The 13,749-nt window shown below is 68.3% G+C and carries 12 protein-coding genes; 8 read left to right on the top strand and 4 right to left on the bottom strand.

Features of this window, described 5'->3' with window-relative positions; all coding sequences use genetic code 11:
• The first annotated feature begins 153 nt into the window (after window positions 1-153).
• The 7 genes from HIV01_RS15600 (at window position 154) to HIV01_RS15570 (ending at window position 6,357) form a co-directional block, all read left to right on the top strand.
• Window positions 154-1,638, top strand: coding sequence for an amidohydrolase (locus HIV01_RS15600; protein WP_200609091.1), 1,485 nt, complete (start codon window positions 154-156; stop codon window positions 1,636-1,638).
• Window positions 1,639-1,682: 44 nt separating this feature from the next.
• Window positions 1,683-2,984, top strand: a complete 1,302-nt coding sequence (locus tag HIV01_RS15595; protein ID WP_200609322.1) for an amidohydrolase family protein — start codon at window positions 1,683-1,685, stop codon at window positions 2,982-2,984.
• A gap of 134 nt (window positions 2,985-3,118) precedes the next feature.
• Complete coding sequence (locus tag HIV01_RS15590; protein WP_158732474.1) at window positions 3,119-3,523, top strand: DUF1761 domain-containing protein; 405 nt, start codon at window positions 3,119-3,121, stop codon at window positions 3,521-3,523.
• A gap of 13 nt (window positions 3,524-3,536) precedes the next feature.
• Window positions 3,537-4,184, top strand: coding sequence for a 2-hydroxychromene-2-carboxylate isomerase (locus tag HIV01_RS15585; RefSeq protein ID WP_200609093.1), 648 nt, complete (start codon window positions 3,537-3,539; stop codon window positions 4,182-4,184).
• A gap of 156 nt (window positions 4,185-4,340) precedes the next feature.
• A complete protein-coding gene (locus HIV01_RS15580; RefSeq protein WP_200609094.1) occupies window positions 4,341-5,288 on the top strand; it encodes a DegV family protein in 948 nt (315 codons plus the stop codon).
• A 56-nt stretch (window positions 5,289-5,344) separates the two neighbouring features.
• Entirely contained in the window at window positions 5,345-5,689 is a 345-nt protein-coding gene (locus tag HIV01_RS15575; RefSeq protein ID WP_200609095.1) for a hypothetical protein, read from the top strand.
• The gene (locus HIV01_RS15570; protein ID WP_200609096.1) at window positions 5,686-6,357 is read left to right on the top strand and encodes a Dph6-related ATP pyrophosphatase; all 672 of its coding nucleotides are present in this window, start codon (window positions 5,686-5,688) and stop codon (window positions 6,355-6,357) included. Before HIV01_RS15575 ends, HIV01_RS15570 begins: the two co-directional genes overlap by 4 nt.
• Here HIV01_RS15570 and fghA read toward each other — a convergent pair.
• The 4 genes from fghA to ppc all read right to left on the bottom strand — a co-directional run bounded on the left by fghA (window position 6,354) and on the right by ppc (window position 11,907).
• Window positions 6,354-7,184 (bottom strand): S-formylglutathione hydrolase, encoded by an 831-nt coding sequence (fghA, locus tag HIV01_RS15565; protein ID WP_200609097.1) that lies wholly within the window; start codon window positions 7,182-7,184, stop codon window positions 6,354-6,356. The two genes, HIV01_RS15570 and fghA, sit on opposite strands and share 4 nt — an antisense overlap.
• A 28-nt stretch (window positions 7,185-7,212) precedes the next feature.
• The gene (gene gfa / locus HIV01_RS15560) at window positions 7,213-7,794 is read right to left on the bottom strand and encodes an S-(hydroxymethyl)glutathione synthase (RefSeq protein WP_200609098.1); all 582 of its coding nucleotides are present in this window, start codon (window positions 7,792-7,794) and stop codon (window positions 7,213-7,215) included.
• 81 nt (window positions 7,795-7,875) lie between these two features.
• Window positions 7,876-8,985: an S-(hydroxymethyl)glutathione dehydrogenase/class III alcohol dehydrogenase gene (locus HIV01_RS15555; protein WP_200609099.1), complete on the bottom strand. Its 1,110-nt coding sequence runs from the start codon at window positions 8,983-8,985 to the stop codon at window positions 7,876-7,878.
• Window positions 8,986-9,150: 165 nt separating this feature from the next.
• Window positions 9,151-11,907, bottom strand: a complete 2,757-nt coding sequence (gene ppc / locus HIV01_RS15550; protein WP_200609100.1) for a phosphoenolpyruvate carboxylase — start codon at window positions 11,905-11,907, stop codon at window positions 9,151-9,153.
• 158 nt (window positions 11,908-12,065) lie between these two features.
• Between ppc and HIV01_RS15545 the strand changes: the two genes are divergently transcribed.
• Window positions 12,066-13,706: a tetratricopeptide repeat protein gene (locus tag HIV01_RS15545; protein ID WP_200609101.1), complete on the top strand. Its 1,641-nt coding sequence runs from the start codon at window positions 12,066-12,068 to the stop codon at window positions 13,704-13,706.
• Window positions 13,707-13,749 lie beyond the last annotated feature (43 nt).

Here is a 13,749-nt window from a genome sequence, read left to right as displayed (position 1 = left end):
GCCCGGTCGCCAGCGATGCTGGCGCCTACCAGGGCGGGGCTGCCTGGAGCTGCATTCTCTCATGCCGGGCCATGACCTTCGTCGGGTTTGCACGGACGGTCCGCCGCGGCTAGGGTGCGGATTACGTTGTTCGTGCCACCTCCGGGGAAATCCATGTTCCGACCTCTGGCCACCGCGCTCGCCGCGGTGCTTTCCGTTGGCGTCGCCCAAGCGGCCTCGCCCGACGCGCCCGCTTCCAAGCCGTCCTCCTCGACGTCAAATTCCGCAAAATCCCGCTTCGTCGAAGACCCCTACCCCAGCACCTACCGCTCGATCGCGGCCGGCCCGGTCCTGATCGAGCACGCCACGGTGCTGACCGGCACCGGCCAGCGCCTCGACAACACCGACGTGCTGCTGCAGGACGGCAAGGTGGTCGCCGTCGGCAGCGCTCTGCAGGCGCCAGCCAATGCGACCCGCGTCGACGGCAGCGGCAAGTGGGTGACCCCGGGCATCATCGACGTGCATTCGCACCTGGGCGTGTACCCCGCACCGGGCGTGAGCGCGCACAGCGACGGCAATGAGATGACCGGCGCGGTCACCGCCAACGTCTGGGCCGAGCACTCGATCTGGCCACAGGATCCCGGCTTCGCCGCGGCACTGGCCGGCGGCATCACCTCGCTGCAGGTGCTGCCGGGCTCGGCCAACCTGGTCGGCGGCCGTGGCGTGACGCTGAAGAACGTCGCGGCTACGACTTACCAGGCAATGAAGTTTCCGGACGCGCCGTGGGGCCTGAAGATGGCCTGCGGCGAGAACCCCAAGCGCGTCTACGGCCAGAAGAGCGGCCCGGCCACGCGCATGGGCAATGTCGCCGGGTATCGCGCCGCCTTCATCGATGCCAGCGAGTACCTCCGAAAGAACGGTGGCGGCAAGAAGAACGACGAGGCGGCGAAGAAGAAGCGCTGGTGGCAGTCGAGCAACAGCAACGGCGCCGACAGCGAGAAGGACACCGGCGGCAAGCGCGACCTCAAGCTCGACACGCTGGCCGGCGCCATCAACGGCGATATCCGCGTGCACATCCACTGCTACCGCGCCGACGAGATGGCGATCATGCTCGACCTGGCCAAGGAGTTCGGCTTCAAGGTGGCCGCGTTCCACCATGGCGTGGAGGCCTACAAGCTTGCCGACCGCCTCGCCAGCGAAGGCGTCTGCGCCGCGCTGTGGGCCGACTGGTGGGGCTTCAAGATGGAAGCCTTCGACGGCATCCAGGAGAACATCGCCATCGTCGATCGCCCGGCCAACAGCTGCGCGATCGTCCACTCCGATTCCGACGAGGGCATCCAGCGCCTCAACCAGGAAGCGGCCAAGGTGATGGCGCACGCCAGGCTTGCCGGCATGGACATCGCGCCCGAGCGCGCGATCGGCTGGCTCACCCGCAACGCCGCACAGGCGCTGGGCATCCTCGACCGGACCGGCACGCTGGAGCCGGGCAAGATGGCCGACGTCGTGGTCTGGAACGGCAATCCCTTCAGCGTGTATGCGCACGCCGAGCAGGTCTACATCGACGGAGCGCGTGTGTTCGACCGCAATGACCGCAATCGCCAGCCGGTGTCGGATTTCATGCTGGGACAGGGCGCCGCGGCGCAGGGAGGTGTGCTGTGAGGACTGTTCCGGTGAAAGCAAAATGGATCCCGGCATTCGCCGGGATGACGGGCAAAGGCGTGTTGGCTGTCGGACTGTTGCTGGCGATGTCTGCTGCTTGCGGCCAGGAACTGCTGATCCGCAACGCCACCGTCCACACCGCCTCCGCGCAGGGCACGTTGAACAACGCCGACGTGCTGGTCAGCGGCGGCACCATCCGCGCCGTCGGCACCGGTCTGGCCGCGCCGGCGGGCGCGCAGGTGATCGATGCCCAGGGCAAGCCGCTGACGCCGACGCTGTTCGGCGGCATCACCGAGATCGGCCTGGAAGAGGTGTCGGGCGAGAAGGCGACCAACGACGAGACCCTGACGCTCGGTGCCGAAACCAAGCAGATGACGGTGCGGCCCGAGTTCGACGTGACCCTGGCCTATAACCCCGACTCGGTGCTGGTGCCGGTGACGCGGATCGAAGGCATCGGCTGGACCCTGCTCGGCGCCGGCACCGGTGCCGGCGGTTCGATCGTGGCCGGCCAGGGCGGCGTGGTGCGACTGGACGGCAGCGCCGATCCGGTCGGGCCGCGCGAACTGTTCGTGCGCATCGGCGGCGACGCCATCGGCCTGAGCGGCAACTCGCGTGCCGCGCAGTGGATGATCCTCGACCAGCTGATCGACGAAGTGCGTGGACGCATCCCGGCCGACGCCAACGCCGCGCTGCTGACGCCGGCCGGACGGACGACGCTGGCGCGCTACATCGGCGGCGGTGGTCGCGTGGTGGTCGCGGTGGATCGCGCCGCCGACATCCGCCAGCTGCTGCGCTGGTCGGCCCGCCACAACGTCCGCATCGCCATCGCCGGCGGAGCCGAGGCCTGGCGCATGGCACCGCAGCTGGCCGCGGCCAAGGTGCCGGTGTTCGTCAATCCGCTCGGCAACCTGCCCTACGATTTCGACCAGATCGGCGCGACCATGCTCAACGCCGCGCGCCTGCGTGCCGCCGGTGTCGCGGTGGGCTTCTCGCAGTCGGGCGATGCCTCGCACAACGCGCGCAAGATCCGCCAGCTGGCCGGCAATGCAGTGGCCAACGGCCTGCCCTGGGACGACGGCCTGGCCGGCCTGACCCGGGTGCCGGCCGAAGCGTTCGGCGTGGCCGACCGCATGGGCAGCATCGCGCCGGGCAAGCGCGCCGACCTGGTGCTGTGGAGCGGCGATCCGCTCGAAGTCAGCGCGGTGGCCCTGCAGGTGTGGATGGACGGTCGTGCGATCGAGATGCGCAGCCGCCAGACCGAACTGCGCGATCGCTACATCCACTCGTCCACGCCGGCGGAGAATGGCGGTCTGCCGCGGGCGTATCCGCAGCCGGCAGGGCGCTGACCCGTGCGGCCAGCCCCGACCCGCATAACGGTCGGGGCTGACTCCACCACGCTGGCGCCAATTTCGGCAAAGCAGGCGGGTATGCTGCGTGCATCCCGTGCTCCATCCCGTACAACCCGACGAAGACCCATTCAATGAACTTGCCGCACATCGACTTCAACTGGCTGGCGGTGATCGCCGCAGCCGTCTCCGCCTTCGTCCTCGGCGGCATCTGGTACGGGCCGTTGTTCAAGCAGGTCTGGTGCCGCGAGGCCGGCATCGACCCCAACAGCGCCCCGCCGCATCCGAAGCTGACCTTCGCCACCGCCTTCGGCTGCAGCCTGCTGGCGGCGCTGATGTTCGCCATTGCCCTGCCGCCGGAAGCCGGCCCGGCCGATGGTTTCGGCGCCGGCTTCGTGGTCGGCCTGTTCTTCGTCGCCATGAGCTTCGGCATCAACTACGCCTTCGCCCAGCGCAGCGTGAAGATGTGGATGATCGACGCCGGCTACCACATCGCGCAGTTCAGCCTGTACGGGCTGATCCTTGGCGCCTGGCACTGAGAGAACCGTCGCCATGGATAAGGCACCGCTGGTCTGGTACTTCGATTTCATCTCGCCGTTCTCGTACCTGCAGTGGCAGAAGCTCAAGCCGCTGCTGCGCGAGTTCGAGCGCGACGGGACGCCGGTGCAGCTGGTGCCGATCGTGTTCGCCGCCGTGCTCGACGCCTGTGGCCAGAAAGGCCCGGCGGAGATCACCGGCAAGCGTGAATTCACCTACCGCCACGTGCTGTGGCTGGCGCGCCAGCAAGGCGTGCCGTTGCGGTTTCCGACGGCGCATCCGTTCAATCCGCTGGCGGCGCTGCGCCTGAGCATCGCCGCGGGCAATACACCCGAGGCGGTCGATTCGATCTACGACTGGCTGTGGGCGCAAGGCCGCTCCGGCGACAGCATGGAAGCGCTGGTGCCGCTGATGGCGGTGCTGAACGTGCCCGCCGAGGACCTCGACGCGGCGCCGACCAAGGCGGCGCTGCGTGCCAATACCGATGCAGCCATTGCCGCCGGTGTCTACGGCGTGCCGACCCTGTCGGTGCGCGGCGAGCTGTTCTGGGGCAACGACGCGCACGATTTCGCCCTGGCGACGCTGCGCGAACCGGCGGTCCTCGACGACCCCGAGATGCAGCGGGTGTCGCAGCTGCCGGTCGGATTGCAGCGCCGGCGCTGACCCGCGGCGCAGGGTCGAATCGGACCTGCCTGTTCAGACTTCTCCCGAGCGCCCTTCGCGCACTGCTTTGCTGCACCCGCAGCGAGACGCAGGCCCCGAAGCAGGTATGCTGCGCGTCACAATTCGATGCCAGCGCTGGAATTTGGGGAGGGGAACATGCGCATTGGACTCGTGGTCGATTCGGCCTGCGATCTGCCTTTGGATTACCTGGAGCAGCACAACGTCGACGTGTTGCCGATCACCGTGCGCATCGGCGAAGCGGTGCTTGCCGATCGTCGCAACGAACAGGCGACCCTGGAGTTCCTGCACGCCCACGTCGCCGAGCGCGGCCATGAAGCGCAGACCACCCCATACACCGTGCAGCAGATCCAGGACCTGTTCCTGAGCCGGCTGGTGATCGACTACGACTACGTCTTCTGCATGACGATCACCAAGACGCGCAGTCCGATCTTCGACAACGCGCAGCAGGCCAGCTTCGCGATCCTCAGCGACTACAAGGCCGCCCGCTCGGCAGCCGGCAACAACACGCCGTTCGCGCTGCGCGTGGTCGACAGCCAGAACCTGTTCGCCGCCCAGGGCATCGGCGCGGTCGAGGCGGTGCGCCTGCGCGAAGCCGGCGAAGGTGCGCCGAAGATCCGTGCGCGCCTGGAGCACCTGGCGCTGCACACCCAGGGTTACATGGTTCCGCCGGACCTCTACTACCTGCGCAACCGCGCCCGCACCAAGGGCGACCGCAGCGTCAGCTTCATCAGCGCCGCACTCGGCAGCGCGCTCGACATCAAGCCGGTACTGCACTGCAATCGCGGCGAGACCGCCCCGGTCGCCAAGATCAAGGGCTTCGAGCCGGCCGTGGAGAAGCTGTTCGAGCATGCCGCGCAGCGGGTCGAGGCCGGCGAGCTGCTGACCCCGACGATGTGCCTGAGCTACGGCGGCGAACTCGAGGACATGCGCAAGCTTCCCGGTTACGAGCGCCTGCGTCATGCCTGCGCCAACAACAACATCGAGCTGTTCGAGTCGGTGATGAGCCTGACCGGCATGGTCAACGTCGGCAAGGGCGCGGTGGTGGTCGGCTTCGCCGCAGAGGGACAGAAGTTCCACGGCTAATCACCGCCGTCACGGTGGCGGAGTAAGGTAGTCGCGACCCCACACCGGAATCGTGCATGGCTACCCGTTACTACATCCGCCTTCCCGATGCGACGCGTGCCCGCGGCAGCGATGCCGCGTTTTCCTTCAGTGCCGTCAGCGCCGAAGGCTTCGCCGAACAGTTGCAGGCGGCACTGAGCGACAGCGCTTTGTTCGACCGCTGGAAGGCGCGCCAGGAAGATCCCGACGCAGTCGATCCGGCGCTCGGCGCCACCGACCCCGGCGCCAGCGTGCACGGCGAGCAGGAAGACCTGCACGTCGACCTGGTCGTTACCTCGTCCATCTCCGGCACGGTGCTCAAGCACCGCCTGCGCCTGCTGGCCGGTAGCGGCTGGGAGCTTCGGGACGTGACTTCGGCATGAGCCAGCGGTTGTTGTCGTGGAGCGGCGGCAAGGACGCGGCCTGGACATTGCACACCCTGCGCCAGCGCGACGATGTCGAAGTGGTGGCGCTGCTGACCACGGTCACCAGCGGCTACGACCGCGTCGCCATGCATGGCATCCGCCGCGACATCCTGCACGCGCAGGCCGAGTCGGCGGGGTTGCCACTGATCGAAGCGGTGATCCCGCCCAAGTGCGACAACGCCGCCTACGAGGCTGCATTCGCGCAGGCACTGGAGCAGGCTCGCGGCCACTGGCCGCAGCTGGACTGCATCGCCTTCGGCGACCTTTACCTGGCCGACGTGCGCGCCTGGCGCGAAGCCTCGTGCGCGCGCCTGGGCTGGACGATCGACACGCCGCTGTTCGGCGCCGATACCGCGGCGCTGGCACGCGAGATGATCGCGGGCGGGTTGCAGGCGCAGCTGTGCTGTGTCGATACGCAGCAACTGGCGGCAGAGTTCAGCGGACGCTCGTTCGACGACGCGCTGCTGGCCGCACTGCCGCCGTCGTGCGACCCGTGCGGCGAGAACGGCGAGTTCCACACGCTGGTGCATGCCGGGCCGATGCTGGGTCGGCCCATTGCGCTGCAGCCCGGCGAGAAGGTGCTGCGCGACGAGCGGTTTGCCTACGCCGACTTCCTGTTGGCCTAATCGACCAGCGCGCGCGCGTGATGGGCGATGTGCTCGCCGATGAACGTCGCAATGAAGTAGTAGCTGTGGTCGTAGCCCGGGCGCATGCGCAATTCCAGTGGATGGCCGGCGGCGTCGCACGCGTCCTGCAACAGCAGCGGCCGCAATTGCGTCACCAGGAATTCGTCGGCCTCGCCCTGGTCGACCAGCAGCGGTAGCCGCTCGCTCGCACCGGCCACCAGTTCGTGCGCGTCCCAGGCTTTCCACGCCTCGTGGTCGTCGCCGAGGTAGGCCGAGAACGCCTTCTGCCCCCACGGCACCTGGGTGGGCGCGACGATCGGCGAGAACGCCGACACGCTTCTGTACCGTCCCGGATTGCGAAGCGCCGCCACCAGTGCGCCATGCCCGCCCATCGAATGGCCACTGATCGCGCGCGCATCGGTGGTGCGGAAGTGCGCCTCGACCAGCGCGGGCAGCTCGCGGGTGACGTAGTCATGCATGCGGAAGTGCGAGGCCCACGGCGCCTGCGTCGCATCGACGTAGAAGCCGGCGCCCTGGCCCAGGTCGTAGCCGTCGGCATCGGCAATGCCCGGACCGCGCGGGCTGGTGTCGGGCGCGACCAGGATCACGCCGTGCTCGGCGGCGTAGCGCTGGGCGCCGGCCTTGGTGATGAAGTTCTGCTCGTTGCAGGTCAGGCCGCTGAGCCAGTACAGCACCGGCAAGCGGCGCTGCGTCGCCTGTGGTGGCAGGTAGACGCCCAGTCGCATCTCGCAGCCCAAAGAGGTCGAGGCGTGCTTCCACACTTCCTGCTGCCCGCCGAAGCAGGCATGCCGTTCGATCCGTTCCATCGTTCTCCTTTCGGTCGATACTTTTGATTCAGGCCTTGAGCACGCCGGATTTTTTCGCCGCGTGCGTGGAAAGTGCATCCATCAGCGTCGGTGACAGGCAGTCATACGGCTCCAGCCCAAGTTCGCGCAGGCGCGCGCGCACCGCTTCCATGCCGGACGGTGCGTAGCCCGATTCGATGATCGAGGACACGAACGCGGCGAAGCCGGGCGCCGACCAGCCCGTGTCCTTCGACAGCTCGGTGTGGACGAAGTCGAGCCCGTGGAAGGCGTGCTCCTGGTTCTCGATGCGGCCGAACATATGGACGCCACAACCCTTGCAGGCGTGGCGCTGGATCGTCGCCTTGTCGTCGACCACGGCCAGCTTGTCGCCGTTCTCGAGCACTTCGAGCTTGTCGCGCGGCACCGCGGCGATCATCGAGAACACCGCGCCCTCGGGTTTCCAGCACTTGGTGCAGCCGCACACATGGTTGTGCGCGGTCTGCGCGGAGATCCGGACCTTGACCGGCTTGTCGGCGCACTTGCACTGCAGGGTGCCGCCGGCGAAGTCGGCGGCACCGCCCTTGCGCACGCCCTGGTCGACGGACGGATGGATGGCCACTGCACTGTTCATGGTTCACCTCCAATCGTGGCGTCGCAGGTTCGCAGCGATGCGAGTGCGTCCCCGTGTGCGTGCTGGCTCAGACAAGGATCATCAGAAATGGATCACCGTGCGGATCGACTTTCCTTCGTGCATCAGGTCGAAGGCCTCGTTGATCTGCTCCAGCGGCATCGTGTGGGTGATGAAGGGGTCGAGCTGGATCTCGCCCTTCATCGCCTGCTCGACCATGCCCGGCAACTGCGTGCGGCCCTTGACGCCACCGAACGCCGAGCCGCGCCAGACGCGACCGGTGACCAGCTGGAACGGCCGCGTGCGGATTTCCTGGCCGGCACCGGCGACGCCGATGATCACGCTCTCGCCCCAGCCCTTGTGGCAGCACTCCAGCGCCGCGCGCATGACATCGACGTTGCCGATGCACTCGAAGCTGAAGTCGACGCCGCCGTCGGTCAGCTCGACGATGACTTCCTGGATCGGCTTGTCGTGGTCCTTCGGATTGATGCAGTCGGTCGCGCCCATGCTGCGCGCCAGTTCGAACTTGCCCGGGTTGGTGTCGATGGCGACGATGCGCCCGGCCTTGGCCTGCACCGCGCCCTGGATCACCGCCAGGCCGATGCCGCCCAGGCCGAACACGGCGACGCTGTCGCCTTCCTTGACCTTGGCGGTGTTGTGGACAGCACCTATACCGGTGGTGACTCCGCAACCGAGCAGGCAGACTTTTTCCAGCGGCGCCTGCGGGTTGACCACGGCAAGCGAGACTTCCGCCACCACCGTGTACTCGCTGAAGGTGCTGGTGCCCATGTAGTGGTAGATCGGCTGGCCGTTGTAGGAGAAGCGCGTGGTGCCGTCCGGCATCAGGCCCTTGCCCTGGGTCGCGCGCACCGCCTGGCACAGGTTGGTCTTGCCCGACAGGCAGAACTTGCACTTGCGGCATTCGGCGGTGTACAGCGGGATCACGTGGTCGCCGGGCTTGACGCTGGTGACGCCTTCGCCGACTTCGACGACGACGCCGCCGCCTTCATGGCCGAGCACGCTGGGAAAGATGCCTTCCGGGTCGTCGCCGCTGAGCGTGAACGCGTCGGTGTGGCAGACACCGGTGTGGGTGATCTTCACCAGCACTTCGCCGGCCTTGGGCGGGGCGACGTCGATCTCGACGATCTGCAGAGGCTGGCCCGGGGCAAAGGCGACGGCGGCACGGCTTTTCATGGGAGGCGGGTCCGGAACGGAGAATATGGATGGGTCATCCCCGCGCAGGCGGGGATCCAGCCGATGATTCTAGGCCCCGGGTGTAAAGCTGGTGTTGCCGGTGCTGGTGCTTGTGTGGAAAGCACCCCTCCCCAACCCTCCCCTGCTTGCAGGGGAGGGAGACAATCAGCCGGTATTTTGAATGCCTGCGGAAATGCCGTTGACCGTCGCCACCAGTGCCTGCAGCAGTTCGTCGTCGGGGCGGCCGGCGGCGCGCCAGCGCGCCAGCAGGTCGACCTGCAGCAGGCTGATCGGATCGACGTACGGGTTCCTCAGGCGGATCGACAGGCGCAGGCGGTAGTCGCCCGCCAGCAGTTCGTCGCTGCCCTTGATCGCCAGAACCGCCGCGCGGGTGCGCTCGAACTCGGCGGCGATGCCCGGATGGAAGCGCTCGTGCAGTTCCCCGGCGAGCAGCGAGTACTGCTCGAAGATGGCCGGGTCGGACTTGGCCAGCATCATCTCCAGGTCGTCGACCAGGGTGCCGAAGAACGGCCAGTCACGCGCCATCTCCGCCATCGTCTCGCGACCGTGCTTCTCCAGTGCCTGCGTCAGCGCGCTGCCGACGCCGTACCAGGCGGTCAGGCCGGCGCGGTTCTGCGACCACGCGAACACCCACGGGATCGCCCGCAGTGACGACACGTCGCCGTCGCCGGCGCGCTTGCTCGGGCGCGAGCCGATGCGCAGGCGCTCGATCACGTCGATGGGCGTGGCGGCACGGAAGTACGCCGGGAAATCCGGATGCTCGTGCACCAGCGCGCGATAGTGGCTGCGCGCGCTGGCCGACAGTTCGTTGGCGATCGCGCGCCAGCTGGCCTCGCGCGGCTCCGGCGGACGCGGCCGCAACGTTGCGCGCAGCACCGCGCCGGTGGCCTGTTCGAGGTTGCGCAGCGCGATCGCACGGATGCCGTACTTGCGGTGGATCACCTCGCCCTGCTCGGTCAGGCGCAGGTAGCCATCGACCGAGCCGCGCGGCGCGGCGATGACGGCGCGCTCGGTCTTGCCGCCACCGCGGCTGATCGAACCACCGCGGCCGTGGAAGAAGGCGATGCGCACGCCGCTCTCCTGAGCCAGCGTGGCCAGCGCGATCTGGGTGCGTTGCAGCGCCCAGCGCGAGGCGAGCATGCCGCCATCCTTGGCGCTGTCGGAGTAGCCCAGCATCACCACCTGGCGATTACCGCGTGCGGCCAGATGCGTGCGATAGACCGGATCGGCGAACAGCGCGCGCAGCGTATCCGGCGCGGCATCGAGGTCGTCGACGGTTTCAAACAGCGGCGCGACATCGAGCGGCACGCGGCCATCGCCATCGACGCAGCCGGCGATGCGCGCCAGCGCCAGCACGGCCAGCGCATCGGCGGCACTGCGGCTCATGCTGACGATATAGGGGCCGAACGCGCGCGGGCCGTAGCGCGGGCGCAGTCGCGCCACGGCGCGGAACACGTCCAGCGTCGGCCGTGCCTGGCCGTTGCCGGTCGTCGGCGCCGGCGCGCTGCCATCGAGCAGCGCGTGCAGGCGTTGCGCGCGCTGCTCGCGGCTGTGCGACTCCCAGTCCGGATCGGCGAGCAGTTCGGCCAGCGCCGCGTCGTGCGTGGCCGAGTCCTGGCGCAGGTCGAGGCTGGCGAGGTGGAAGCCGAAGCATTCGACGCGTCGACGCAGCCGGCGCACGGCGAAGCCGCCGGCATGTTCGCCCTGGTGGGCGCCGAGGCTGCGCTCGATCATCTGGATGTCGGCCAGGAATGCGGCCGCATCCGGATAGCCGTGGACATGGTCCTCGGCGGTGGCGCGCAGGCGCGCGCCGGCCAGGGCCAGCAGGTTGCGGTAAGGCATGTCGGCGTGGCGAGGGCGCAGCGCCGCCGCGGCCTTGGGCAGCAGGTAGCGGTATTCCTCGATGCGTGCCATGACCTCATCGGCGACGCTGACGCGACCCAGCGACTGGCTCAGCAGTTCGCCGAGCGCGGTCACTTCCTGGCGGTACGCGCTCAGCACCAGCTTGCGCTGGCCCGCCAGGCTGGCGGCGATGGTGTCGGCGCCAACGTTCGGGTTGCCGTCCATGTCGCCACCGACCCAGGTGCCGAAGCCGATCACGTCCGGTGCCGGCGTGGCCTCGCCATAGGTTTCGCGCAGGGCGTCCTCGAACACTTCGTAGAAGACGGGCAACACGCGGTACAGCACGTCGGACAGATAGAAGCCGACGTGCTCGAACTCGTCGGCGACGCTCGGCTTGACCGGCGAGGCTTCGGCGGTCTGCCAGCCTGCGGTCAGCGCCAGGCGCATGCGCTCGAGGTCGGCGCGGTGTTCGTAGGGCGTGCGGCTGCGGTCGATGTCGTCGATCAGGCAGGTGACGATCTGCCGTTCCTTTTCCAGCAGCGCGCGCCGCACCGCCTCGGTCGGGTGCGCGGTGAACACCGGTTCGATGCGCAGCCGCGAGAGCAGCGTGACCACTTCGTCCAGGCTCACGCCCTGCGCCGCGAGCGAGGCCAGCACTTCGCGCAGACTGCCCGGCTGCGCGCCGGCACCGCGACGTTCGTAATCGCGACGGCGACGGATGCGGTGCACGCGCTCGGCGACGTTGACGGCCTGGAAGTAGGTCGCGAAGGCGCGCACCAGGTCGCCGGCGTGGGACAGCTCGATGCCGGCGAGTGCCTGCGTGAGTTCGGACACCGGCGCGTGGCTTTCGCGGCGACGGATGGCCGCGCGACGCAGGCGTTCGACTTCGGCCAGGAACTGCGGGCCGCGCTGCTCGGCGAGGATCTCGCCGACGAGGGCGCCGACGGTTTTGACGTCCTCGCGCAGGAGGGCGTCGGAGGAAGCGAACTCGACGATTCGCAGGGGTTCTTCGGCGGGCTCCGCAACTTGCTCGGAGGCGGACTCGACGGCGCGGCTCATGGTCATCCGCCGAGCCTACCGCACTGCAACATTTGACGGCGACCGTTTCAGCCGCAACGGATGGTCGGGGCCGTTTGCGGGCCTGTTCATGGCGCCGGTCGGCCTGCGGTGGCCGGGCCTGACGTTTAATAGTCCCGGCCCCTATCCGTGCGATCGCCATGACTCGAGCCCTGGTCCTCCTGCTCAGCTGTTTCGCCCTGGTCTCCTGCGAGGCCCCGACCACCCGCGACGAGAAGGCCGCGGCGGCACCGCCGCTGTTCGACACCTTCGGCCAGTTGCACCGCGACATCGGCACGCGCGTGCCGGAGGCACAACGTTATTTCGACCAGGGCCTGCGCCTGGCCTACGGCTTCAACCACGAAGCGGCCGGCCGCGCATTTGCCGAAGCCGAACGCCTCGACCCCAAGTGCGCGATGTGCGTGTGGGGCCAGGCATTGGTGCTGGGGCCGAACATCAACCTGCCGATGCCGCCGGAACTGGCGGCCGACGCGACGCTGCTGGCCACGCGCGCGCAGGACCTGGCCAAGGGCGCCAAGCCGGCCGACCGCGCGCTGATCGCGGCGTTGGGCAAGCGTTACACCGCGCCCTCGCCCGACGATCGCAAGCCGCTCGACGAGGCCTATGCGAAGGCGATGGGTGAAGCGGCGGCGCAGTTCCCCGATGACGACGACATCGCCACGCTCTACGCCGAATCGTTGATGGACCTGTCGCCGTGGGCGTACTGGACGCCCGCCGGCGAACCGGGCCTGCACACCGGGACCATGGTCGCGATGCTGGAGAAGGTGCTGCAGCGCAATCCCGACCACATTGGCGCGGCCCATTACTACATCCACGCCGTCGAAGCATCGAACGACCCCAAGCGTGCCGAAGGCTATGCCGACAAGCTCGCTTCACTGGCGCCAGGATCCGGTCACCTGGTGCACATGCCGGCGCATGTCTACATCCGCATCGGCCGCTACCACGACGCCACCCTGAGCAACTTCGCCGCCAGCACCGCCGACAAGGAATTCCTAGCCGTGTGCCGCGGCAGCAATGGCGCCTACCCGCTGGGTTACGTCCCGCACAACTGGCACTTCGCGGCGATGTCGGCGGCGCTGCATGGCTCGCGCACGCTGACGATGCAGGCCGCCGAGCAGACCGCCAAGCGGGTCGATCCGCCGCAGATGGAAGCGATGAGCTTCATGCAGCAGTTCCTGGTCACGCCGTTGTTCGCACAGGTCCGCTTCGGTGAGTGGGATGCGATCCTCGCCACGGAAGCGGCGCCGGCGGCGTTGCCGTTCCCGCGCGGTGTCTGGCACTTCGCCCGCGGCATGGCCCTGGTGCGCACCGACAAGCCGGCTGCCGCGCTCAAGGAACTGAAAGCATTGAAGGCGATCGCCGCGGATCCGGAACTGGCGAAGGTCGGTCTGTTCGGCATGAACAGTGCCGACCGCGTGCTGGCCGTGGCCGAGCCGATGCTGCGTGGCGAGATCGCGCTGGCGCAGAAGCAGCGCAAACCTGGACTGGCCGCGCTGCGCGAAGCCATCGCCGCCGAGGACAAGCTCAACTACAACGAACCGCCGGACTGGCCGCTGCCGGTGCGGCCATACCTGGGCGCGGCGTTGCTGGATGCCGGGCGCGCCAAGGAAGCGGTGGCGGTCTACGAGGAAGACCTCAAGACCTATCCGGAAAACGGCTGGTCGCTGTATGGCCTGGCGCAGGCGCAGAAGAAGCTCAAGCAGGACGCGAGCGAGACCGAGCGGCGGTACGCGGCGGCATGGGAATGGGCGGATGTGAAGCTGATGGCTTCGCGGTTCTGACCGGTTACGCAGGAGCGGGCTTGCTCGCTCCTACCTTTGGTGC

The organism is Lysobacter arenosi (genome assembly GCF_016613475.2).
GTDB classification, from domain to species: Bacteria; Pseudomonadota; Gammaproteobacteria; order Xanthomonadales; family Xanthomonadaceae; genus Lysobacter_J; species Lysobacter_J arenosi.
The sequence above is the reverse complement of the archived record's forward strand: the minus strand, read 5'-3'. Positions and strand labels throughout refer to the sequence as shown.

Coding starts and splice junctions, on each gene's coding strand:
- HIV01_RS15600 (WP_200609091.1), top strand. CDS start 154: ATGTTCCGACCTCTGGCCACCGCGCTCGCCGCGGTGCTTTCCGTTGGC.
- HIV01_RS15595 (WP_200609322.1), top strand. CDS start 1,683: ATGACGGGCAAAGGCGTGTTGGCTGTCGGACTGTTGCTGGCGATGTCT.
- HIV01_RS15590 (WP_158732474.1), top strand. CDS start 3,119: ATGAACTTGCCGCACATCGACTTCAACTGGCTGGCGGTGATCGCCGCA.
- HIV01_RS15585 (WP_200609093.1), top strand. CDS start 3,537: ATGGATAAGGCACCGCTGGTCTGGTACTTCGATTTCATCTCGCCGTTC.
- HIV01_RS15580 (WP_200609094.1), top strand. CDS start 4,341: ATGCGCATTGGACTCGTGGTCGATTCGGCCTGCGATCTGCCTTTGGAT.
- HIV01_RS15575 (WP_200609095.1), top strand. CDS start 5,345: ATGGCTACCCGTTACTACATCCGCCTTCCCGATGCGACGCGTGCCCGC.
- HIV01_RS15570 (WP_200609096.1), top strand. CDS start 5,686: ATGAGCCAGCGGTTGTTGTCGTGGAGCGGCGGCAAGGACGCGGCCTGG.
- fghA (WP_200609097.1), bottom strand. CDS start 7,184: ATGGAACGGATCGAACGGCATGCCTGCTTCGGCGGGCAGCAGGAAGTG.
- gfa (WP_200609098.1), bottom strand. CDS start 7,794: ATGAACAGTGCAGTGGCCATCCATCCGTCCGTCGACCAGGGCGTGCGC.
- HIV01_RS15555 (WP_200609099.1), bottom strand. CDS start 8,985: ATGAAAAGCCGTGCCGCCGTCGCCTTTGCCCCGGGCCAGCCTCTGCAG.
- ppc (WP_200609100.1), bottom strand. CDS start 11,907: ATGAGCCGCGCCGTCGAGTCCGCCTCCGAGCAAGTTGCGGAGCCCGCC.
- HIV01_RS15545 (WP_200609101.1), top strand. CDS start 12,066: ATGACTCGAGCCCTGGTCCTCCTGCTCAGCTGTTTCGCCCTGGTCTCC.